17 protein-coding genes are annotated in these 21536 nt (G+C 67.9%); 6 read left to right on the top strand and 11 right to left on the bottom strand.

What is annotated here, in order from left to right; all coding sequences use genetic code 11:
- The 8 genes from PMI14_RS00610 to PMI14_RS00575 all read right to left on the bottom strand — a co-directional run.
- Positions 1-461: transporter substrate-binding domain-containing protein (locus PMI14_RS00610; protein ID WP_007847939.1), on the bottom strand; the 461-nt coding region annotated here is incomplete at its 3' end.
- 2 nt (positions 462-463) lie between these two features.
- Complete coding sequence (locus tag PMI14_RS00605) at positions 464-1744, bottom strand: C4-dicarboxylate transporter DctA (RefSeq protein ID WP_007847937.1); 1281 nt, start codon at positions 1742-1744, stop codon at positions 464-466.
- Between the two features lie 487 nt (positions 1745-2231).
- Positions 2232-3140: a proline dehydrogenase family protein gene (locus tag PMI14_RS00600; RefSeq protein WP_007847936.1), complete on the bottom strand. Its 909-nt coding sequence runs from the start codon at positions 3138-3140 to the stop codon at positions 2232-2234.
- 426 nt (positions 3141-3566) lie between these two features.
- Positions 3567-5360, bottom strand: coding sequence for a gamma-glutamyltransferase (gene ggt / locus PMI14_RS00595; RefSeq protein WP_007847934.1), 1794 nt, complete (start codon positions 5358-5360; stop codon positions 3567-3569).
- Positions 5361-5815: 455 nt separating this feature from the next.
- Entirely contained in the window at positions 5816-7063 is a 1248-nt protein-coding gene (locus tag PMI14_RS00590) for an ArgE/DapE family deacylase (RefSeq protein WP_007847932.1), read from the bottom strand.
- Positions 7060-8844 carry a 2-oxo-4-hydroxy-4-carboxy-5-ureidoimidazoline decarboxylase gene (uraD, locus tag PMI14_RS00585; RefSeq protein WP_007847929.1) on the bottom strand — a complete coding sequence of 595 codons (1785 nt, stop codon included), beginning with the start codon at positions 8842-8844 and terminating at the stop codon, positions 7060-7062. Before uraD ends, PMI14_RS00590 begins: the two co-directional genes overlap by 4 nt.
- A 5-nt stretch (positions 8845-8849) precedes the next feature.
- Positions 8850-9818, bottom strand: coding sequence for an allantoinase PuuE (gene puuE, locus PMI14_RS00580; RefSeq protein ID WP_007847926.1), 969 nt, complete (start codon positions 9816-9818; stop codon positions 8850-8852).
- Positions 9819-9829: 11 nt separating this feature from the next.
- Positions 9830-10513: a GntR family transcriptional regulator gene (locus tag PMI14_RS00575; RefSeq protein WP_007847924.1), complete on the bottom strand. Its 684-nt coding sequence runs from the start codon at positions 10511-10513 to the stop codon at positions 9830-9832.
- A 90-nt stretch (positions 10514-10603) separates the two neighbouring features.
- Here PMI14_RS00575 and uraH point away from each other — a divergent pair, with 90 nt between their 5' ends.
- Positions 10604-10954, top strand: a complete 351-nt coding sequence (gene uraH, locus PMI14_RS00570) for a hydroxyisourate hydrolase (protein WP_007847921.1) — start codon at positions 10604-10606, stop codon at positions 10952-10954.
- 6 nt (positions 10955-10960) lie between these two features.
- Here the strand turns inward: uraH and PMI14_RS00565 are convergent, their stop codons facing one another.
- Positions 10961-11512 carry a hypothetical protein gene (locus tag PMI14_RS00565; RefSeq protein ID WP_193353604.1) on the bottom strand — a complete coding sequence of 184 codons (552 nt, stop codon included), beginning with the start codon at positions 11510-11512 and terminating at the stop codon, positions 10961-10963.
- Here PMI14_RS00565 and xdhC point away from each other — a divergent pair.
- Both xdhC and PMI14_RS00555 read left to right on the top strand, forming a co-directional pair.
- Complete coding sequence (xdhC, locus tag PMI14_RS00560; protein ID WP_052024296.1) at positions 11511-12398, top strand: xanthine dehydrogenase accessory protein XdhC; 888 nt, start codon at positions 11511-11513, stop codon at positions 12396-12398. The genes PMI14_RS00565 and xdhC overlap by 2 nt on opposite strands.
- Before the next feature lie 217 nt (positions 12399-12615).
- Positions 12616-13926 (top strand): urate hydroxylase PuuD, encoded by a 1311-nt coding sequence (locus PMI14_RS00555; protein WP_007847914.1) that lies wholly within the window; start codon positions 12616-12618, stop codon positions 13924-13926.
- 31 nt (positions 13927-13957) lie between these two features.
- Here PMI14_RS00555 and PMI14_RS00550 read toward each other — a convergent pair whose 3' ends face one another.
- Entirely contained in the window at positions 13958-15829 is a 1872-nt protein-coding gene (locus PMI14_RS00550; protein WP_007847911.1) for a phosphodiesterase, read from the bottom strand.
- Positions 15830-15940: 111 nt separating this feature from the next.
- Between PMI14_RS00550 and PMI14_RS00545 the strand changes: the two genes are divergently transcribed.
- Entirely contained in the window at positions 15941-17284 is a 1344-nt protein-coding gene (locus PMI14_RS00545; protein ID WP_035201812.1) for a glycerate kinase, read from the top strand.
- Between the two features lie 29 nt (positions 17285-17313).
- Here PMI14_RS00545 and PMI14_RS00540 read toward each other — a convergent pair whose 3' ends face one another.
- Positions 17314-18351 (bottom strand): porin, encoded by a 1038-nt coding sequence (locus tag PMI14_RS00540; RefSeq protein ID WP_007847906.1) that lies wholly within the window; start codon positions 18349-18351, stop codon positions 17314-17316.
- A gap of 229 nt (positions 18352-18580) precedes the next feature.
- Between PMI14_RS00540 and PMI14_RS00535 the strand changes: the two genes are divergently transcribed.
- Positions 18581-19204, top strand: a complete 624-nt coding sequence (locus tag PMI14_RS00535; RefSeq protein WP_007847903.1) for a Crp/Fnr family transcriptional regulator — start codon at positions 18581-18583, stop codon at positions 19202-19204.
- Between the two features lie 202 nt (positions 19205-19406).
- Positions 19407-21530 (top strand): diguanylate cyclase domain-containing protein, encoded by a 2124-nt coding sequence (locus PMI14_RS00530; RefSeq protein WP_007847901.1) that lies wholly within the window; start codon positions 19407-19409, stop codon positions 21528-21530.
- Positions 21531-21536 lie beyond the last annotated feature (6 nt).

The following is a 21536-nucleotide window of genomic DNA, read 5'->3' as shown; positions in this document are numbered from 1 at the left end:
GCGCCAGCCGCTGCATCGCCCGTGCCACCCGGCGCGGCGGTGTCGCCAAACACACCGATGTAGGTGGGCGCGTAGGCGCTGGAGAAGTCGATCTCTTTCTCGCGCTCGGCCGTCTTGCCCAGGCTGGCGATGATGATGTCCACCCGGTCTTCCAGCAGCGCGGCCATGCGATCGCCGCTGGCCACGGGCAGCGTCTTCAGGCTCACCCGCAGGTCGGCCGCCAGCATGCGCGCCACGGCAATGTCAAAGCCATCGAACACGCCATTGCGCGTGAAGCCAAAGGGCGGAAAATCCTGCGGCACCGCCACGCGCAGCACCTTGCTGCGCAGGATGCGCTCCAGCTGGTCCGCAGGTGCTGCAGTGCCCTGTGCCAGGGCGGAGCCGCCCCAGCCCAGGCCGGCGGTGGCTGCAGCACCCTTGAGCACCAGCAGCCGGCGGTTCAGTGAACGATGCGGCTGCACGCTCACTCCTTCAGCGATTCCACGGCCTTGCCGTCCAGCACCGCGTGCGCGCGCTCGCGGTCGATATCGCCCTCCCACGCGGCAATCGCCACCGTGGCCACGCAGTTGCCGATCAGGTTGCCCAGGGCCCGGGCAATGCCCATGAACCAGTCTACCGACAGCACCAGCACCAGGCCAATCGCCGGAATGGCCGGAATCGCCTGCAGCGTGGCCGCCAGCACCACGATGGCCGAGCCCGGCACCCCGTGTGCGCCCTTGGACGTGACCAGCGAGATCGCCAGAATGGTCAACAGGTCGGCCATCGAGATCGGCGTATTGGTGGCTTGGGCAATGAACACCGCCGCCAGCGTGATGTAGATCGAAAACGCGTCCAGGTTGAACGAATAGCCCGTGGGGATCACCAGCCCCACTGTCGAATCGCGGATGCCCATGTGCTTGAGCTTGGCCATGATCTGCGGCAGCACGCTGTCCGACGAGGTGGTGGCAAACACCACCGCCAGCTCTTCGCGCAGGTAGCGCAGCAGCTTGAACAGGCTGAAACCCGACACCCGCATGATGGTGCCCAGCACCACCACCACGAAGATGACCACCGCTGCATAGAACAGAACCACCAGCATGCCCAACTGCTTGAGTGAGCCGATGCCGTACTTGCCCACCGTGAAGGCAATGGCACCCAGCACGCCCAGCGGCGCCAGCTTGATGATGATGCCCATGGTCTTGAACAGCACGTGCGACAGGTCCTCGATCAGCACCGTGACCCGCGCCCCGCGCTCACCCAGCATCGCCAGCGCACAGCCGAACACAATGGAGAACAGCAGCACCTGCAGCACGTCGCCATTGGCAAACGCGCTCACGGCCGTGTTCGGGATCAGCTTGAGCAGAAAGTCCGTGAACCCGCCCCCCGTGAGCTTGCCCGCGTTCTCCACATAGGCGCCCATGGCCTTGGGGTCCAGCGCCTTGGGGTCCACGTTCATGCCCACGCCGGGCTGGAACACAAAGGCCAGCACCAGCCCCAGCACCAGCGCCACGGTGGTCACCAGCTCGAAGTAGATCAGCGACTTCACCCCCACCCGGCCCACGCGCTTGAGGTCCCCCGTGCCCGCGATGCCATGCACCACCACGCAGAACACGATCAGCGGGATCAGCATCTTGATCAGCTTGATGAAGCCATCGCCCAGGGGCTTGAGGGCAATGGCCGTGTCGGGCCACACCAAGCCCACCACCACGCCGGCTATGAGGGCCAGCACCACCTGGCCAAAAAGGGATTTGAAAAACCGCCGCATGCCCATGTCTCCTTCAGTTGTGTCTTGAAAGCAAATCTTGCATACAAGAACTGTAGGCAAGTTGGGGCTTGGGCGTATGAGGGTATGCCCGGGGGCCGGCGCACGAATGCGAAAGCGCAGTGCGCGGCAAATGGGGAGCGCCGACGCCTACCTCTTGCTCGTTGTCCTGGCGCCTGCCGTTGCAATGCCGGTTCAAACCGGGCGTCCGCATTGCTGAACAATGGGCCTTGAAAACATGCCACATGCAGGGCTGCAGGCAGCCTGTTACTGGCTGCGCACCTTGGCGCATGCCGAGACCTGCCCGAGCAGGTCCGCGAGGTGGTCCCATTTCCTGGATGGCTTGCCTCCGAAAGAATTAGCCAGGCGCTACGCCCCTGGAGCCATGGATGCTGCGGACATCTATCCCAGATATGGGCGCGTGATGGCGCGCAGGGACTGGAGTACATCCTCATGCACTACCAGCCCCTGCGGAACTTCGAGAGGGCTGTCAGTACCCCATCAACGCACGAGCCAGGTGTCCGACGATTTGCGGGTTCTCTTTGATCCGGCGCGTGCTGTAGCCGTACCAGTCCTTTCCGTAGGGAACATAGATCCTCACGGTGAACCCCATCGTGCGCAACTGGTCGCGCAGTGGCTCGCAGACGCCCAGGAGCATCTGGAATTCAAACGCGGTTGCACTGATCTTCGTTCTCCTGGCGAGGTGGACGACCTCCTGGATAAGCGCTGCATCATGGGTGGCAACTGCGACGAAGGTGCCAGCTTCGAAGCACCGGGAGACGTGCGCGAGGAAGTGCGGATTGATCGCGGTTCGGTTGCTCAGCGCGCCATCGACCAAGTGGTCGGGCTGCTCGACATAGATGCCTTTGCAGATCCGCATGGTGGCTCTCAGCCCCAGCAGGAACTCCATGTCCCGGTGCGTTCGCCGAAGGTAGGCTTGCACCGCCAAGTGCACATTGCGGTGGCACTGGGCAAGGCTGCCGAAGAGGTCGATTTCGGCCTGCGTACACGAGGCGTCCTCCATGTCCAGGCAGATGCTTGTGGCGTGGGCTGCTGCAGAGGCTAACAGCTGCTCAAGCCGCTCGCCGCAGGCCTTTGCATCCAGAAGCAAGCCCACGGCGGATGGTTTGACGGAGATGGTGGCTTGCAGCTGCTCTCGATCAATGGCCTGCAGCACCTGTTCGTACTCGTCGACCATCGCATCGGCGTGACCGGGCGTGATGACCAGCTCCCCAAGATCATCCACGGTGACCGGAAAGCCCTGTGCGTTCAGCTGCCGGATGCGGGCGACGGCTTGGGTGAGGTCCGCGCCGGCGATGTAACGGCGCGATATGCGCTGGACCAGAAAGCGGGGGACAAGAGGGATGGCGTACGCCATCATCACATTGAAGAATTGCATGTGTTGACCTGACAGTATTTTGGGTTTGCGGTTCGCCGGTCGTTCGATGGAATGACCGGGCGAAAAACGACCGCCCGCGGCAAGGGGCTTGCCGGGGGCATTGATATGCAGCCACTCCCGCACGTCATAGACGCACTGGGATCAGGCGGAACATCATTCAAAAGATGTCAGAGAGGGGGCCAGGCGGCGCGGTGCATGCTCTTCAGATGTAGAGGGCCGTGTCGGTGGGTGAGGAGGCCCGCCGATGTGCTGGATCACTATAGCGCAGGCACTGCGATGCTGTGTTGGCACCCCGGCCATCGGGGCGGTGTACCCCGGGCAGGTGTTGGGTTGAGCCGTGAAACGTCGACAAAAAGGCCGCGCCCCGTGAGGGGCGCGGCCTTTGCTGGTCGGTAGGCCTGCCACGCAGGCCCACCCATCGATCACTCAATACCCCAACGTCTTCCCATCCGGATTGCGCGGATCCGAGTACCCATACAGCGCGCCACCGCGCAGCTGAATCGTCTGCGTGCGCCCCATCGAAGGCTTCACCGCGATGTTGTGGCCACGTTGCTTGAGCAGGGCCAGGGTGTCGGGCGACAGGCCCTTTTCCACGCGCAGCTCATCCGGCGTCCACTGGTGGTGCACGCGCGGTGCAGCAGCGGCTTCAGCGGGGTTCATGCCGAAATCAATCGTGTTCACCACGGTCTGCAGCACCGTGGTGATGATGCGCGCGCCGCCGGGGCTGCCGGTCACCAGGGTGGGCCTGCCGTCCTTGAGCACCAGGGTGGGCGTCATCGACGACAGGGGGCGCTTCTTGGCTGCGACTGCGTTGGCGTCGCCGCCGACCAGGCCGTAGGCATTGGCCACGCCGGGCTTGGCCGAGAAGTCGTCCATCTCGTTGTTGAGCAAGATGCCCGTGCCCTTGGCGACGATGCCGCTGCCGAAGTTGGTGTTCAGCGTGTAGGTCACGGCCACGGCGTTGCCGGCTTTGTCCACCACGGAGTAGTGGGTGGTCTGGTCGCTCTCGTACGGCTGGGGCTGGCCGGGCTTGATGCTCTTGCCCGTGCGCGCGGTGTTGCCGTCGATGCCCTTGGCCAGCGACTCGGCGTAGCGCTTGGAGGTCAGGCCCTTGAGCGGGATCTTCACGAAGTCCGGGTCGCCCAGGTACTCGGCGCGGTCGGCGTACGCCAGCTTCATGCTCTCGGCCATGTAGTGGATGGTCTGGGCGCTGTTGGGGCCCCACTGGGCCAGGGGCAGGGGCTCCAGCATGTTCAAAATCTGCACCAGGTGCGGGCCGCCGGAAGAGGGTGGCGGCATGGTCACGATCTCATAGCCGCGGTAGGTGCCGCGCGTGGGCACGCGCTCGGCCACCTTGTACTCGCGCAGGTCCTGTAGGCTGAGGGCGCCGGCGTGCGGTGCCATCTCGGCTGCGATCTTCTGGGCGATCTCGCCTTCGTAGAACGCCTTGGCGCCTTGCTGGCCGATCAGGCGCATGGACTGGGCCAGGTCTTTTTGCACCAGCGGGTCGCCCACCTTCAGGGGCTCGCCGTTCTTCCAGAAGATGGCCTGGGTGGCGGGCCATTTGCCCATGTTCTTCTTTTCCTGCTGCAGGATCTTGGCCAGGGTTTCGCTCACGGGGAAGCCCCGGTCTGCCAGCTCGATGGCCGGGGCGATCACGCGCGACAGCGGCAAGGTGCCCCAGGTCTTGAGCGCATGCTCCATGCCGGCCACGGTGCCGGGCACGCCCACGGCGTAGTGGGTGAACAGCGACTTGCCGTCCACCACGTTGCCCTTGTCGTCCAGGTACATGTCGCGCGTGGCCTTGATGGGCGCCACTTCGCGGAAGTCCAGGGCCACGCTCTTGCCGGTCTTGGCGTCGTGCACCATCATGAAGCCGCCGCCGCCCAGGTTGCCCGCATTGGGCAGGGCCACGGCCAGCGCAAAGCCGATGCCCACGGCCGCGTCCACCGCGTTGCCGCCGGCCTTCAGGATGTCGAGGCCGATCTGCGAGGCCAGTTCCTGTTCGGTGGCGACCATGCCGTTGCGCGCCACCACGGGGTGGAACACGTCCATGTCGAAGTCATAGGCGGCGCTGGCGGCCTGGGCCGCTGCCGTCTGCTGTACTGCCGGCGCGGATGCCGGGACGGCAGTTACGGCCGTCGGGGTGCTGCTGCAGGCGGTCAGGCTGGCCAGGGCCAGTGCGACGCTGCTGGCCAGCAAGGTGTGGCGGATGCTCATTGGTAGGTGCTCCTTGGTTATTGCTTTGTAGGATTTTGGAAGTCAGGCCCGCGAATCGGCACGCGAAAGGGGCCCAGGGTAAGTGTAGGGGTGGCCCGGGCTGCGCGTAATCACCGGGTCATGCCGATTGGGTATGCGCCCCATGCGCGCGCGTCATCCCCCGCCGGCAGGCGCTCCCGCCGGTTGCGGGTCGGGTGAAATCGGTCGGGGATGAGGTCATGGCTGCGCAGTCCTGAAGGGCAGGACGAGTGGGTGCAAGCCCATGACTCTAGGGGTGTTGCGGACCGGAAAAAAGGTTCACGGGGGTGCAATCTGATGGTGCCACGGGGCGTGGCGCCTTGCCATCCAGTCCGTCCACCAAGGGATGGACGTTCGCCACCGGTCTACCGCTTGGTGTGGGCGGGGCGGCTACGGGGCCGGGCGTGTGTAGCGCGCCCAGCCCCGAGGGGGCTGGCTTACGCCAACAGGTCCTTCAACGTGCGTGCGATCACCTTGGTCGCACGGCGCAGATCTTCCAGGTCCAGGCGCTCGTCGGCGCGCTTGGCATGCGATTCGAGCACGGTGCGCGGGCCGGCGCCGTAGATCACGCCGGGAATGCCGCGCTCCACGTACAGGCGCACGTCGGTGTACAGGGGCGTGCCCAGGGCGGGCACGGGCTCGCCCAGCAACTCTTGCGCGTGCTTCTGGATGGCATCGACCAGCGGCTTGTTGCCGGCCAGCGGTGTCATGGCGTTGGCCAGCAGCAGGCGGCGGATTTCCACCGAGATGCCGGCGCGCTCGCCTGCAGCGGTCTCGATCACGCGGCGGATAGCGGCTTCCACCTCCACCGGGTTCTCCTCGGGGATCATGCGGCGGTCGAGCTTGAAGCTCACCTTGCCGGGCACCACGTTGGTGTTGGTGCCGCCCTCGATACGGCCCACGTTCAGGTAGGGGTGCTTGATGCCGGCCACGTTGGAGGTGACCTTCAAGTACTCCTGGTTCTGCGCGTACAGCGCGTTCAGGATGTGCACGGCGCCCTGCAGCGCGTCCACGCCGGTGTGGGGCACGGCGGCGTGCGCCATCTTGCCGTGCACCGTCACTTCCATCTGCAGGCAGCCGTTGTGGGCGGTGACCACCTCGTACGAGAAGCCGGCCGCGATCATCAGGTCCGGCTTGGTCAGGCCCTTTTGCAGCAGCCAGCCGGGGCCGAGTTCGCCGCCAAACTCTTCGTCGTAGGTGAAGTGCAGTTCCACCGCGCCCTGGGCAGGCTGGGCCACGGCTTCGAGAGCACGCAGCGCAAAGGTGAAGCTGGCGAAATCGCTCTTGCTCACGGCGGTGGCGCGGCCGTACATCTTGCCGTCCACGATCTCGGCGCCGTAGGGGTCGTGCGTCCAGCCTTCGCCGGGGGGCACCACATCGCCGTGGGCGTTCAGGGCGATGGTCGGGCCCTTGCCTTCGCTGCCGTACTTGCGGCGCACGATCAGGTTGGTGATCGACTCCATGCCGTAGGCCTGCACGTCGGCGGCGGGCACGGCGTGCTTTTCGGCCTCGTAGCCAAAGTCACGGAGCAGCTCTGCCGTGCGCTCGGCGTGGGGCGCGTTGTTGCCCGGGGGCGTGTCGGTGGGCACGCGCACCAGCGCCTGCAGAAACTGCACTTCCTCGTCGAAGTGCTGGTCGATCCACGCATCCAGTGCGGCGTAGTCGGTCGTTGGGGTGGTGGTCATGCGGGGGTTTCCTCGGAGAGCTGTTGCAGCACGTGCGTGAAGGCGTCCACGGCCAGCTGCATGTCGTTGTTGGTGGTGGATTCGAGCGGGTTGTGGCTGATGCCGGCGTTCAGGCCGCGCACGAAGAGCATGGCCTGCGGCATGATCTCGTGCAGCTTCATCGCATCGTGCCCGGCGCCGCTGGGCATGCGGAACACGGGTACGCCCAGGGCGTCGACGGCGCGTTCCCAGCGGTGCAGCCAGGCGGGTGAGCTGGGGGCGGCGGCGGCGCGCATGGATTCTTCCAGCGTGTAGCGCATGCCGCGCCGTGCGGCGATGCGGGCCAGCTCGTCGAGCACGTCGCGGGCCAGCGCGTCGCGCTGCGGGTCGTTGGGGGCGCGCAGGTCCAGGCTGAACTGGCAGCGGCCGGGCACCACGTTGATGGAGCCGCCAGGCACGTTCAGCAGGCCGATGGTGCCCACCGAGTCGCCGTCCTTGGCGGCGCGCTGCTCGATGTACAGGGCCAGCTCGGCCACGGCCACGGCGGCGTCGCGGCGGCGGTCCATGGGGGTGGTGCCGGCATGGCTGGCCATGCCGATCATCTCGCCGATGTAGCGCACGCCGCCATTGATGGAGGTGACCACGCCCAGCGGTAGGTCCAGCTCGTTGAGCACCGGGCCCTGTTCGATGTGCACCTCGATGAAGCCCAGGTACTGCGCGGCGTCGCGTTGCAGCTTGGGGATGTCGTCGATGCACAGGCCGGCATGCTGCATGGCCTCGCGCATGGTCACACCGTCGGCGTCCTTCTGGTCCAGCCAGGCGTTGTTGAAATGGCCGATGAGCGCGCCCGACCCGAGGAAGGTGGCCTTGTAGCGCTGGCCTTCTTCTTCGGCAAAGCCAATGACCTCGATGCCGAAGGGCAGGCGCTTGCCGGCGCGGTGCAGCTCGCGCACGCAGGCCATGGGCACGAAGATGCCCAGCCGCCCGTCGTACTTGCCGCCGTTGCGCACCGTGTCGTAGTGCGATCCGGTCATCAGGTACTTGCCTTGTGCGGCGCCAGCGGCAGGGTGGTAGCGGCCCACCACGTTGCCCACGGCGTCCACTTCGACCTCGTCGAAGCCGCAGTCGCGCATCCAGTGGCTGATGCGCTGGGCGCAGGCGCGGTGTGCGTCGGTGAGGTAGGTGACGGTGAGCTGGCCCTTTTCGGCAAAACCGGGGTCCGAGTGCTGGGCCAGGTTCTCCTGCCAGTCCCACACGTCGTTGCCCAGCACGGGCTCGGCGTCGAACTTGTCGTTCAGGCGGATCTCGGCAATGCGGTGGATGTTGCGCAGCGCCTCGGCGCGCTCGAAGTCGGGGTGGTTGTCCAGCCGGCGCGCAAAGGTGGCGATGATCTCCTGGCGTGGCAGGCCCGCGCCGCGCGGCCCGCGCACCGCCAGGATGAAGGGGAAGCCAAAGCGCGCGTTGTAGTCCGCATTGAGCTTCTGGATGCGCGCGAACTCCTCGGGCGTGCACTGGGCCAGGCCGGCCTTGCTCTGCTCGTTGGTCGACTCGGCCGTGAGGCTGTTGGCCACCATGGCCTTGCCGGCCAGTTCCGGGTGGGCGCGGATCAGCGCCAGCTGCGCATCCTGCGGCGCGGTGCGCACGGCCTGGGCCAGGGCGTGGCGCAGGTGCGCCAGCGAGCGGAAGGGGCGCTGGGCCAGCGCCTGCTCTGCGATCCAGGGCGAGTGCTCGTACACGCCGTCCAGCCACTGCAGGGCCTCGGCCGGGGTGGCCGCGTTGAGTTGGTCAAGGGTGAGTGCCATGGTGGTCAGGCCTTGCTGGTGACGGTGGTGTCGTTGAAGGGATGCACCTGGGCCCAGTGGCGCGCGATGTCCACGCGGCGCGCCACCCACACCTTGTCGTGCTGGGCGATGTGGTCCAGGAAGCGCTGCAGCGCCGTGATGCGGCCGGGGCGGCCGAGCAGGCGGCAGTGCATGCCGATGCTCATCATCTTGGGCGCGTTGTCGCCGTCGGGGTCGCCTTCGGCGTACAGGGCGTCGAAGGTGTCCTTGAGGTACTGGAAGAACGGGTCGGCGTGCGAATAACCCTGGGGCAGGGCAAAGCGCATGTCGTTGCAGTCCAGCGTGTAGGGCACGATGAGCTGGGGCGCCACGCTGCCGTCGCTGCGCTGCACCTTCATCCAGAAGGGCAGGTCGTCGCCGTAGTAGTCGCTGTCGTACTCGAAGCCGCCGAAGTCGGCCACCAGGCGGTGGGTGTTGGGGCTGTCGCGCCCGGTGTACCAGCCGGTCGCGCGCTGGCCTGTCATGCGCTCGATGATGGCCATGGCCTCGGCCATGTGGGCGCGCTCCACCTCTTCGGGGATGTGCTGGTAGTGGATCCACTTGAGGCCGTGGCAGGCGATCTCGTGGCCGGCCTGCACGAAGGCCTGGGTCAGCTCGGGGTGGCGCTGCAGCGCCGTCGATACGCCGAACACGGTGAGCGGCAGCTGGCGCTTGTCGAATTCGCGCAGGATGCGCCACACGCCGGCACGCGAGCCGTATTCGTAGATGCCCTCCATGCTCATGTGCCGCTCGGGGTAGCTGGCGGGGTTGAACATTTCCGAGAGGAACTGCTCCGAGCCCGCGTCGCCGTGCAGGGTGGCGTTTTCGCCGCCCTCTTCGTAGTTGAGCACGAACTGCACGGCAATGCGTGCCTGGCCGGGCCACTGGGCATGGGGCGGGTTGGGGCCGTAGCCGACGAGGTCGCGGGGGTAGGGGTGGGTGGAGTCGTAGATCATGGTGTGTCTGCTCACGAAACGGAGGTCACGGGGGCGAGCGCCATGGCCAGGTCGCTGGCAGGGCGCTTGCGGTCGAAGGTGAGGCTGGCCTCGACATGCTCGAGGTGCGACTGCATGAGGGCCACGGCCTGGTCCTCGTCGCGCGCGGCCAGCGCGGTGACGATCTCGCCGTGTTCCTCGTGCGAATGTTCTGCGGCACTGGCCGACTGGTACATCAGCGTGATCAGCGCGCAGCGCGAGATCAGGTCGCCCAGCAGGTGGGCCAGCACCTCGTTGCCCATGAGCTCGGCCATGCGCACGTGGAAGTCGCCCAAGAGCTCGGTGCGGCTGCTGGCGTCGGCCGTGCCCATGGCGGCCTTCTCGCTGGCCACGTGGGCGCGCAAGGCCTTGATCTTGGCCGGCGTGACGCTGCGCACGAAGGCGCGGGTCATCTCGGTCTCGAGCATGCGGCGCACGGCGAACACCTGGCGCGCCTCTTCCACCGAGGGGGTGGAGACAAAGGCGCCGCGCGCGGGCTCCAGCGTGACCAGTTTGTTTTGCGCCATCTGGAACAGCGCCTGGCGCACCAGCGTGCGCGAGACGCCGAAGTGGTCGGCAAGCTTCTGCTCGGCCAGCTTGGTGCCGGGCTGCAGGCGGTGTTCAACGATGGCGCGGGTCAACGCCTCGACGATGGCACTGGTGGATGAAGATTCCATGGCGACATGATAGGAGGATTGGCGAAAAGTGTATACACTTTTGGTCTACAGATTGCATTTTTCCTATCCCCATCCTTCAGGAGAATCCCTATGGGCTTGAGCACGCATGTTCTGGACACCATGAATGGCTGCCCCGCGGCCGGCATGGAAGTCGCCCTGTATTCCACCCACGGCGACGCCGCCACGCTGCTGCAGCGCCTGGTGCTCAACCACGACGGCCGCACCGATGCACCGCTGTTCGACAACGCCAGCCTGCGCGCCGGCACCTACCGGCTGCGCTTTGACGTGGCGGGGTATTTCAAGGCCAAGGGCGTGCAATTGCCCGAGCCGAACTTCCTGAACCAGGTGAGCCTGGACTTCGGCGTTGCACACGAAGACCAGCACTACCACGTGCCGCTGCTGGTGAGCCCGTGGAGCTACTCCACCTACCGCGGTTCTTGAAGGCTCTCAGAGCTGACCTTCGGTGAGGGTATCGAGTTGGAACTTGCCGCTCTTGTCCCACAGCCAGGTCTCGGTGTAGGTCACCTTGCCCAGGCGCGTGGGCACCGGGTAGGGGGCCGCGGCACGCACGGTGCGCTCGATCTCCTTGACCACCTCGGGCGCATGGCGCGGGGCGCGCAGCCAGTTCACGCGCGTGACCTTGCCGGTGCGGTCGATGTCCACCTCGATCACGCCGATGGCGTACAGCTGCGGGGGCAGCTTGCCCTTGAAGATGCGCTCGGCGTTCAGGCCATAGAGGTGGGTGGCGCCGTCCTGCCGGTAGGCGCGGGGCGTGGCGGCTGCCGAGGGGCGGGCCGAGCCGGCGCTGGCCGGCACGGGGCCCTTGACACCCTGGATGTCGGTACTGGTAGGAGGGCGGGTCTCTGGCGTGGCTGGCGCGGCTGCGGGTTCTGGCGCAGACTTGCAGGCAGCGACCAGGGCGGCACCAGCGGCCATGATGCCTGCCAGCAGCCAGTGGCGGCCTTTGCCGGGACGGTGATTTGGCGGGGTATCGGGCATGGTGGGCGGGTGTAACGAAAGGACGGCGGCAGTGGAGAACTTGCGTTTGTTGCTGGAGGGCCTTGCGGCCGAACCGGCATGTCTGGTGAGCGTGGAGTCTACCCAAGGCTCCGTCCCGCGTGAATCGGGCGCGTGGATGGCCGTGTTCGCACACAGGTTGGTGGGCACCGTCGGCGGTGGCCACCTGGAGCACCAGGCCATTGCCGAGGCGCGCCGCCGCCTGGCAGACCCTGGCGCCGCGAACGACCCGGCGCCGATGCGCTTTGCCCTGGGCCCGGCCCTGGGCCAGTGCTGCGGCGGCGTGGTGTACCTCGAATTCGAGCGCCTGGCCGCGCAGGACGCCCCGGCCCTGGCCCGGCGCCTTACGGCCGACCTGCACCCGGTGGCGCTGTTCGGCGGCGGCCATGTGGGCCATGCCTTGGCGCGCGTGCTGGCGCCGCTGCCCTTTGCGCTGACCTGGATCGACAGCCGCGACGGGATTTTTCCGGACGCGCCGCCGCCCAATGTGCACTGCGAGCATTCCGAGCCGGTGCAGATGGCCGTGCCCACGCTGGCGGCGGGATCGCGCGTGCTCATCATGAGCTTCAGCCATGCCGAGGACCTGGACGTGGTGGCCGCCTGCCTCAGGCGCCAGCGCGAGCAGGGCGATCTGCCCTTCATCGGGCTCATTGGCAGCAAGACCAAGTGGGCCACCTTCACCAGCCGGCTCACGGCACGCGGCTTCAGCGCGCGCGAGCTGGCCCATGTGACCTGCCCCATCGGCGTGCCGGGCATCCCGGGCAAGGAGCCCGAGGTGATTGCCGTGGCCGTGGCGGCACAACTCTTGCAATCAGTGGCGGCAGTCCAGGCTGTCGCAAATCCGCTTCAAGGGTATTCCCAGGCCTGATTGTTTCTCTACGGACTGGAATTGAGAACAGTTTTTGCATACACTTTCACCCGGGAGCTGGATGGCCGTTGCGGCATCGGTCCCATGGGTCGCAGCGGTGCCCCGGCAAGCTTGGTTTGCCATGGTGCGCGACCCCCTGTTCTGCTCAGAGCGCCCGCAGTGGTGAGCAGGTTGTTCAGGCGGTGTGCCCCCCCACGCCGCCAAGGTTGAGAAAAAAATGGAACACTACCTTCTCGACTGGGCCAACCTGCTGCTGCGCTGGGTCCACGTCATCACCGCCATCGCCTGGGTTGGCTCGTCGTTTTACTTCGTCTTTCTGGACAGCAGCCTCACGCCGCCAGAGGACGAAGACCTGAAGAAGCAGGGCGTGAGCGGCGAGCTCTGGGCCGTGCACGGCGGCGGCTTCTACCACCCGGTCAAGTTCGCCGTCTCCCCGCCCGAGCTGCCCAAGCACCTGCACTGGTTCTACTGGGAGAGCTACAGCACCTGGCTCAGCGGCTTTGCGCTGTTCACCCTGTCCTACCTGTGGAGCGCCGGCACCTACCTGATCGACAAGTCGCGCATGGACTGGGCGCCGCCCGCAGCCATCGGCGCGGCGCTGGCCTTCCTGGTCGTGTTCTGGCTGCTGTACGACGGCATCTGCCGCATCTTCGGGCAAAAGAAGAACGGCGACGCCATCGTCGGCGGCCTGGTGCTGGTGCTGGTGTGCATCGCCTCGTGGCTGGCCTGCCACCTGTTTGCCGGGCGCGCGGCCTTCCTGCTGGTGGGCGCGATGATCGCCACCTCGATGAGCGCCAACGTGTTCTTCTGGATCATCCCCGGCCAGCGCACCGTGGTGCGCCAGATCCGCACGGGGCAGAAGGTGGACCCGATCCACGGCAAGCGCGGCAAGCAGCGCAGCGTGCACAACACCTACTTCACGCTGCCGGTGATCTTCGCGATGCTGAGCAACCACTACAGCTTCCTCTGGAGTCACGCGCAGAACTGGCTGGTGCTGATCGTCATGATGTTCGCGGGCGCCGCCATCCGCCAGTTCTTCGTGATGCGCCACGGCTACAAGCTCGGCCGCAACCCCAATCCGCTGCCCTATGCCCTGGTGGGCGTGGCGGCCCTGCTGGGCGCCATTGTCTGGATGCGGCCGGCCCCACCAGCACCGGCACCCGTCGCCGCGGCCAAGCCGGCGGCGGCTGTTGCTGCTGCCCCTGCGGCCCCTGCCGCTTCCGCGGCGGCCCAGGCCGCAGCGGCCACGGCCCCGGCTGCCGCCGCACCCGCCGCGGCGGGCACCGGTGGCGAATTCGCCGCCGTGCAGACGGTGCTGGAGCAGCGCTGCTACCTGTGCCATGGCGCCCAGGTGCAGATGAAGAACCTGCGCCTGGATTCGCCGGCCCTGGTCAAGCAGCACGCCCAGGCGGTCTACCAGCAGGCCGTGGTGCAAAAGCTCATGCCCATGAACAACGCCACGCAGATGACGGACGCCGAGCGCGCCCTCATCGGCCGCTGGTTCCAGGACGGCGCGAAGACGCCCTGATCGACGCGCTGCCTGGGGCAGCGCTGGACCATCAGGCGGCCAGCACGCTTTGCAGCGCGCGCAGCGCGTTGTGCGGCGGCCCGGGCAGCTCGCCGCCGTGCAGCACCACGCCGGTGGAGGCCAGCTTGGCCTCGTGCTTGGCCACGGCGGCCAGGTTGGCCACCTCCTCGGCATGGCGGTACACGCCGGGCTGGATGCGCACCGCGCCGATGGCCAGCGTGGTGCAGGGGAAGAAGCGGCGCACGCCGTGCCGGTCTTCCGAGTGGATGCCGCCCATGGCGCGCGCGCCGTCGTCGAACAGGGTGAGCGCCTCGCGCGCGAACTCGTCCACGATGTGCTTGCAGCGCTGCAGCCAGTTGCTGCTCTGGAAGATGAGCATGAAATCATCGCCCCCCACATGGCCCACGAAGTCGCGGCGCGCGTCGCAGTGCGTGGTGGCCAGGCGCGCCACCAGGCGGATCATCTGGTCGCCACGCCAGTAGCCGTAGTGGTCGTTGAAGGGCTTGAAGTTGTTCAGGTCCGCATAGCAGGCGACGAACTCGGTGCCGCTCTCCAGCAGGCGCTGCATGTGCATGCTGATGGGGATGTTGCCGGGCAGGAAGGTCAGCGGGTTGGCGTGGCGCGCAGCCTCGATGCGCGTCTCGGTCACCGCGCGCACCAGTTGGTCACCCGTGCCCAGGCCCACGTAGCGGCCGTTATCGGTGACGATGTAGCCGTCGCTCAGGTAGCGCTGGTCCTGCGAGGTGAGGATGCCCACGAGCTGGTCCACGTCGCAGTCGAGCTCCACCACGCGCGGCGTGTTGTTGGCAAAGCCGACGCAGGGCTTGCGCCCATGCACCTCGCGAAAGTACAGCGTGGCGTAGTGGTTCATGAACTGCTGGCGGTTGATCAGCGCCACCGGGCGCTGGCCATCCACCACGGCCAGTGCGTGCAGGTCGGTGCGCCCCTGCAGCAGGGCGGCCACCTCGTCGTTGCTGCTGGAGGGCGCCACCGTGGGCGCCTGCAGCACCATCAGGCTGCGCAGGATGCCTGGGCGCGCGGTCTGGCCCAGGTGGGGCAGCACGGCCACGCGGCGGTCCTGCAGCACGTCGAGCGCCGGGCCGTCGATGGCCTCGCGCGGGGTGCGCGCGGGGCGCCCCAGCACCCAGCCCTGGCCGTAGGGGATGGCCAGGTCGCGCAGCGCCCGCAGGTCGTCGCGCGTCTCGATGCCCTCGGCGATCAGCGTGGTGCCGAACACGTCGGCAATGCCCTTGATGGCCTGCAGCATCTGCAGGTTCTCGGGGTGTTCGCTGATGTCGTGGATGAAGTAGCGGTCGATCTTCACGAAGTCGGGCTTGACCTCGGACCACAGTCGCAGGCTGGAGCGCCCGTCGCCGAAATCGTCGAGCGCCAGGCGCGCGCCGCAGGCATGCACCTCGCGGATGGCCTCGCGCAGCGCGGGCATGTCGGTCACGCGCTCGTGCTCGGTGATCTCGAACACCAGCATGCGCGCGCTCACGCCAAAGGCGCGCACCGTCTCGCCCAGGCGGCGCTCGCCGCACAGGGCCACGGCATGCACCAGCGCATCGGCGCTGATGTTCACGAACAGCCGGCCGGGCGCGCCGTGGTCGGCCCAGTTCGAGAGGGCGGTGAACACGCACACGAGTTCGAAGTCCTGCAGCAGGCGCTCGCGCCGGGCGGTCTCCAGCAGCAGGTCAGGCGTGTGCAGGGCCGTGCCCTCGGGGCCGCGGATCAGTGCCTCATGCGCAAAGATGCTGCCTTCGCGCAGGTCACCCAGCGGCTGGAAGACGCAGTGCAGGCCCCCTTCGCGCATGAGCCGCGCCAGCGGCCCTGATCCCAGCCGCGCCGCAGGCGACAGCAGCGCCAGCATGCGGTCGAGACGTTCTTGCTTGGGATGCGCCATGGTTGCAATTTGTCACTTCTAGGGGGCTGACCATACCGGCCGCTCGTGACAGATGCGTTACAGGGGTTCGGGTTTCCACCTGTCTGCCCGAGGCCACGCACAATGGGCACCATGTCTGAAATCTCTTCTTCCCCGGCCGGCGCGTTGCCCGATTTCCACACCGATCCCCGCGGCTTTCTGCGGGGCCTGTTCGACGTTGCCGTGCGCAGCGCCCAGCCCTTGCACGGCATGCGCGCCTGGCTGCCCGCGCCGCCGCGAGGGCGCACCCTGGTGCTGGGGGGCGGCAAGGGCGCAGGGGCGATGGCCCAGGCGCTCGAAGCCCTGTGGCCGCACGGCGCGCCGCTGTCGGGCCTGGTCGTCACGCGCTACGGCCACACCCCGCCCCGGCCCGAAGGCCTGGTGCAGCGCATCGAGGTAATCGAGGCCGCGCACCCCGTGCCCGATGCCGCCGGCGAGGCCGCGGCGCAGCGCCTGCTGGACCTGACCCAAGGCCTCACGGCCGACGACCTGGTGCTGTGCCTGATCTCGGGCGGGGGCTCCTCGCTGCTCACCCTGCCGGGCGAGGGGCTGACCCTGGAGGACAAGCAGCGCATCAACCGCGCGCTGCTCGAGAGCGGGGCCGACATCGCCGAGATGAACTGCGTGCGCAAGCACCTCTCGCGCATCAAGGGCGGGCGGCTGGCGGCGGCCTGTGCGCCGGCGCGCGTGGTCACGCTGACCATCAGCGACGTGCCGGGCGACGACCCCTCGGTCATTGCCAGCGGCCCGACCGTGCCCGATGCCACCACCTGCGCCGAGGCGCTGGCCATCCTGGTGCGCTACGGCATCGAGGTTCCGCACCAGACCCTGCAGGCGCTGCGCGAGGGTGCGCTGGAAACGCCCAAGCCCGGCGACGCCGTATTCGAAGGCCATGCCGTGCACCTGGTGGCCACGCCCTGGCAGGCGCTGGAGGCCGCGGCCGCGGCGGCGCGCGCGGCAGGCGTGGACGCCGTCATCCTCTCGGACGAGATCGAGGGCGAGTCGCGCGACGTGGGCAAGGTGCACGCGGCCATGGCGCGCTCGGTGGCGCGCCATGGCCAGCCGTTCACCAAGCCCTGCGTCATCCTCTCCGGTGGCGAAACCACGGTCACGGTGCGCCCGCGTGCACCCGACGCCCCGCGCGGCCGCGGCGGCCGCGCCGGCGAGTTCTGCCTGGGGCTGTCCAAGGCGCTGCAAGGCGAGCCGTCGGTCTGGGCGCTGGCTGCCGATACCGACGGCATCGACGGCGTGGAGAACAACGCGGGTGCCTTCGTCGGGCCCGACACCTTGTACCGCGCCCATGCATCGGGCGCCGACATCAACGACGCCCTGCAGCGCAACGACGCCTGGGGCTACTTCGCGGCCCTGGGCGACCTGCTGGTCACCGGGCCCACGCACACCAACGTCAACGACTTTCGGGCGATCCTGGTGTTGTAGCTCGCCAGGCCGCTTGCGCGGCCTTGGCGTCAAAATCTGTGGCGGACGCCCAGGCCGAAGCTGTTGCCGGTGGTGCGCGCCGTGATGCGGTCGTTCATCAGCATGGCATACACATCGGTGCGCTTGGACAGGAAGTGGTCATACCCCAGCGTGAAGGTCTTGCGCGAGACGTCGGTGGCCGACAGCTCGGTCTGGGCCCACGAGGCCAGCACCTTGCCGGTGCCGAACACTGGCACGGATACGCCCAGCTGTGCCGTTTTGGCCTTGTTGGCGCTGTTGTCGGCCTTGGCCTGGCCGTAGCTGGCAAAGGCCTTGACCACGCTGAAGTCGTAGGCGCCGCCGAGCATCCAGTCGCTCTTGGTGGTGCCCAGGTAGGTGTTGGGCACGGCGGGGTTGCTGACCTGGTCGCGCTCGTAGAAGCCGGTCAGGGTCAGCGGGCCGTTGAAGTACAGCGCGTTCAGGCCGATGTTCTTCTTGCCGTTGTCATTCGCGATCTCGCCCACCTGGTAGTGGGCATTGAGCGTGAGCCCACCCAGGCTGGGCGTGCTGTAGATGATCTCGTTGGACCAGCCCGTGTCCGAAGGCGTGGTCGCCGTCCAGCCCGTGCCGTTGAACAGCGGCACGTTCATGTGCAGGATCAGGGGCGCGAAGGTGAACGAATCGCCCATGGGGTTCGACAGGATCGAGGGCAGAAAGTTGGGCGCCAGGCCGCGGCCCACGGTCACCGTGCCGAAGCCTCCCGACAGGCCCACGTTGGCATCGCGCGAGAAGAAGGTGTCGTTCACGAAGCGGCCCTGTACGCCGCTGTCCACCTTGATGAACGAGGTCAGTGCGAAGTTGGCCTTGAGGCCGCCGCCGAGGTCTTCGGTGCCCTTGACGCCGAACCACGAGGTGGTCATGCCACCGCTGTTGAGCACGGTGGCGCGGCCGGCATCGCCGGCGTTGCGCAGCGAGCCGACGAACACGTCGGTCAGGCCCATCAGCTGGACGGAACTCTGCGCCTGGGTGGCCGCGCTGGCGCACAGCAGCGCGCCGCCGAGCGAGAGGGCAATCAGGTTTGTTTTCATTGTGTACTCCTGGGGTGAGGAAATGGCCGGAGGTCCGGCGCGGGGCTCTGGTGCCCGCCGCATGCCGCACCTTGGTGCACGGGCGGAACCAGCCGACCGGGTTCGCAAGTTCCATGCCCCTGGCCGAACAAGTGCTTACAGAAAGCGGACACCGCGCAGGGCCGTGCGCGTGGCACCGGTTTGATCTTGCTCAATGCGCCCGCCAGCCACGCGCGGCACAGTTCGGTCCATGCTGCCCTCATCCCTTTTCTCCCTGCCGGCCCAGGTCCAGATGGCTGCGGCCGGTGACATGCTCAGGCACCGCCACCAGACCCTGGCCACCGTGGCCCACCTGGAGCGTGGGCGGGTGCTGCTGGGGATCTGCGAGCACGGGCAGATGCGCCACCAGCTCGGCGTGGTGGAAGCCCCCTTCTGGCTCGACGCTGCATCGGCGCTGCTGGGCGAACCCTGTGCCATGGACATGGTGGCCCAGACCCCGGTGCACCTGCGCCATGTGCCGGTGGAGGCCTTTCGCAGCCATTGCGCCGAGCTGCCGCCCGCCGCGCAGGCCCTGCTGCGCAACCTGGCCACGGGCTACCTGCAGCAGTCGGGCCTGGCCGTGAGCCGCCTCGCGCAGGACGCCCAGGCCCGCTGCGCGCAATGGCTGCTGCAGAACGCCGAACCCGACACGGGCGGCGCCATGAGCGTCACCCTGCACCAGCGCAAGCGGCTCATCGCCGCCCAGCTGGGCATCGCCCCCGAGACCTTCTCGCGCGTGATGCGCCACCTGCGCGAGCATGGCCTGGTGGCAGGCACCGGCAACGTGCTCAGGCTGCCCCAGCCGATGGCACTGCAGTCGGTCGCAGGCGGCTGAGACCCCGCAAAAGAAGGCCTGAAAAAGGTCGCCAGGAGAGCCTCTCTCAGGGTTTTTCCTTGGGGGCATGTGAGGGTTCCACCCAAGCCCTTGCGGGCGGGTGCTGCGTATATTTGTTGGGAGCCCTGTTGTTTCCTACAGCTTCCTCCATGCCCGCCTCCTTCATCGTCCGTACCTGCAGCCCTCCAGACCGGGACAGCGCATGACGCCACCTGCCAACCCCGTCGCTGCCGCGCAAGAGCCTGCCTGGAGCCTGCCAGGCCCTCTGGTGCTGCGGCTGATGGTGGTGGCTGCGCTGGTGGTGGTGCTGGCCAGTGCGGCATCGGTGTGGCTGGTCTCGCGTGCCGCAGGCCAGGAGGCCATGCGCCGCGTGGTCGGCCAGCAGACCGACGAAGTCGAGGTAGTGGCGCGGCTGTTGGCCAGCAAGATCGAACAGAGCCAGAAGGTGCTGCGCACGGTGGCCCAGGGCATCACCCCGGCCATGCTGGAGTCGCCGTCCTCGCTGGACTGGCTGCTGCAGCAGGGCCTGCCTGCGGTAGGCTTCTTCGACGCACTGCACGTGGCCCGCAAGGATGGGGAGCTGCGCCTGAACATCCGCTCGGGCCAGTTGGTCAAGGCGGCCGAGCTGGACCCGGCCGAGCGCGATGCCCTGCGCCGCACGCTGATCGACGGCAAGCCCCAGGTGTCGGAGCTGATCGCCGGGCGCACCAGCCAGGCGCGCATCATGTTCACGCTGCCGTTGCACAGCGAGGAGGGGGCCGTGCTGGGCGTGGTCGCCGGTGCGCTCAAGCTGCAGTCGCAGGGCCTGCTGCCGCAGTCCATGGCGCTGCCGGCGCGCGACGACTCGCGCCTGCTCGTCTTCACGCGCGACGGCACCATCCTCTCGCACACCGACCCGGCGCGCATCATGGGCCAGGTGCGTGACGAGCCGGGCCTGGCACCCGTGTTCGCCGAGTGGCTGCGCCGCGCGCAGCCCGTGGTCGGGCGCGGTACCACCGAAGTGCAGCCCGAGCACATCGTGAGCGTGGCCGGCATGCCGTTGCCGCAGTGGTTCGTGGCCCGGGTGAGCAACTCGCAGGCCCTGTTGGCGCCGCTGCAGGGCGCCCAGCGCGAGGCCTGGTGGCTGGCCGCCGCGGTGATCGCCCTGGGCGTGCTGCTGCTGGCCGCCGCCATGGCCTGGATGGCACAGCCCCTGGCCCAGCTGTGCCGTGGTGCGCTGCAGCTTCTGCGCCACGACCAGCAACCTGGCGCTGCGCGAGGCACCGTCGAATGGCCCGCCGGCCGGGGCGAAGTGGGCGCGCTGGTGCGGGCGTTCGACGGGCTGGCCCAGCAAAAGCGCCAGCAGGACCACCTGCATACGCTGCTCCATGGCCAGTTCCAGGCCATCCTGCAGAACGCGTCGGTGGGCATCGTCATCACGCGCCATGGCGTGCTCGAAGTGGTGGGGCGCCAGGCCTGCCTGATGCTGGGCTATGCCGAGAGCGAGCTGCAGGGGCGGCCGGCGCGCACGCTGTACGGTTCGGACGCCGACTACGCCCGCCTGGGCGAGCGCGTGCAGTCGGCCTTTGCGGCGCACGGCACCTTCGACGGCGACGTGTGCTTCGTGCGCAAGGACGGCAGCCCCGTCTGGGCGCGCGTGCAGGGCCGCAAGGTGGACTCCGAGGCGCTGGGCGGCGGCACCGTGTGGATGCTGGAAGACATCACCGCCGCGCGCGAGGCCCAGTACCAGCAGGCCTGGGAGCTCACGCACGATGCCCTCACGCAATTGCACAACCGCTCGGCCTTCGACCACCGGCTGGCCCTGCTGCTGGCCGAGCGCTCGGCACGCACGCGCACCGCCGATGCCGCACCGGCCGCCGCTGCGGGGGACGACGCGCCCGACGATGGGGTGGTGCTGTTCATGGACCTCGACCATTTCACGCTGGTCAACGACGTGGCCGGCCACGATGCGGGCGACGATGTGCTGCGCCACGTGGCCCGGCTCATCGAGACCCAGGTGCGCCAGGTGGGCTGGTCCGCGCGCCTGGGCGGCGACGAGTTCGCCGTGGTGCTGCCCGGTTGCACGCTGGCACGCGGCCAGGCCGTGGCCGAGCAGTTGCGCGCCACGGTGCAGGCCTGGGAGCCGTCCTACCAGGGGCGCAGCTTCACGCTGGGTGTGAGCATCGGCCTGGTGGTGCTGGACTCCCACCTGCACGACGTGGCCTCGGTGCTGTATGCCGCCGACATGGCCTGCTACGACGCCAAGCGCGCCGGCCGCAACCGGGTCGAAACCCGGCATGCGCGTGACATGACGTCCTCAGGCCGCATGGCCCTTGGGCCGTACTGAATCTCC

The organism is Acidovorax sp. CF316 (assembly GCF_000276605.1).
GTDB lineage: Bacteria > Pseudomonadota > Gammaproteobacteria > Burkholderiales > Burkholderiaceae_C > Acidovorax.
The sequence above is the reverse complement of the archived record's forward strand: the minus strand, read 5'-3'. Positions and strand labels throughout refer to the sequence as shown.

Bases quoted from the DNA above. Each gene is read 5' to 3' on its own strand.
- PMI14_RS00600 (WP_007847936.1), bottom strand. From the start codon at position 3,140: ATGCAATTCTTCAATGTGATGATGGCGTACGCCATCCCTCTTGTCCCC.
- puuE (WP_007847926.1), bottom strand. From the start codon at position 9,818: ATGATCTACGACTCCACCCACCCCTACCCCCGCGACCTCGTCGGCTAC.
- xdhC (WP_052024296.1), top strand. From the start codon at position 11,511: ATGGTGGGCGGGTGTAACGAAAGGACGGCGGCAGTGGAGAACTTGCGT.
- uraH (WP_007847921.1), top strand. From the start codon at position 10,604: ATGGGCTTGAGCACGCATGTTCTGGACACCATGAATGGCTGCCCCGCG.
- PMI14_RS00575 (WP_007847924.1), bottom strand. From the start codon at position 10,513: ATGGAATCTTCATCCACCAGTGCCATCGTCGAGGCGTTGACCCGCGCC.
- PMI14_RS00590 (WP_007847932.1), bottom strand. From the start codon at position 7,063: ATGACCACCACCCCAACGACCGACTACGCCGCACTGGATGCGTGGATC.
- PMI14_RS00535 (WP_007847903.1), top strand. From the start codon at position 18,581: ATGCTGCCCTCATCCCTTTTCTCCCTGCCGGCCCAGGTCCAGATGGCT.
- ggt (WP_007847934.1), bottom strand. From the start codon at position 5,360: ATGAGCATCCGCCACACCTTGCTGGCCAGCAGCGTCGCACTGGCCCTG.
- PMI14_RS00605 (WP_007847937.1), bottom strand. From the start codon at position 1,744: ATGCGGCGGTTTTTCAAATCCCTTTTTGGCCAGGTGGTGCTGGCCCTC.
- PMI14_RS00550 (WP_007847911.1), bottom strand. From the start codon at position 15,829: ATGGCGCATCCCAAGCAAGAACGTCTCGACCGCATGCTGGCGCTGCTG.
- PMI14_RS00565 (WP_193353604.1), bottom strand. From the start codon at position 11,512: ATGCCCGATACCCCGCCAAATCACCGTCCCGGCAAAGGCCGCCACTGG.
- PMI14_RS00555 (WP_007847914.1), top strand. From the start codon at position 12,616: ATGGAACACTACCTTCTCGACTGGGCCAACCTGCTGCTGCGCTGGGTC.
- uraD (WP_007847929.1), bottom strand. From the start codon at position 8,844: ATGGCACTCACCCTTGACCAACTCAACGCGGCCACCCCGGCCGAGGCC.
- PMI14_RS00530 (WP_007847901.1), top strand. From the start codon at position 19,407: ATGACGCCACCTGCCAACCCCGTCGCTGCCGCGCAAGAGCCTGCCTGG.
- PMI14_RS00545 (WP_035201812.1), top strand. From the start codon at position 15,941: ATGTCTGAAATCTCTTCTTCCCCGGCCGGCGCGTTGCCCGATTTCCAC.
- PMI14_RS00540 (WP_007847906.1), bottom strand. From the start codon at position 18,351: ATGAAAACAAACCTGATTGCCCTCTCGCTCGGCGGCGCGCTGCTGTGC.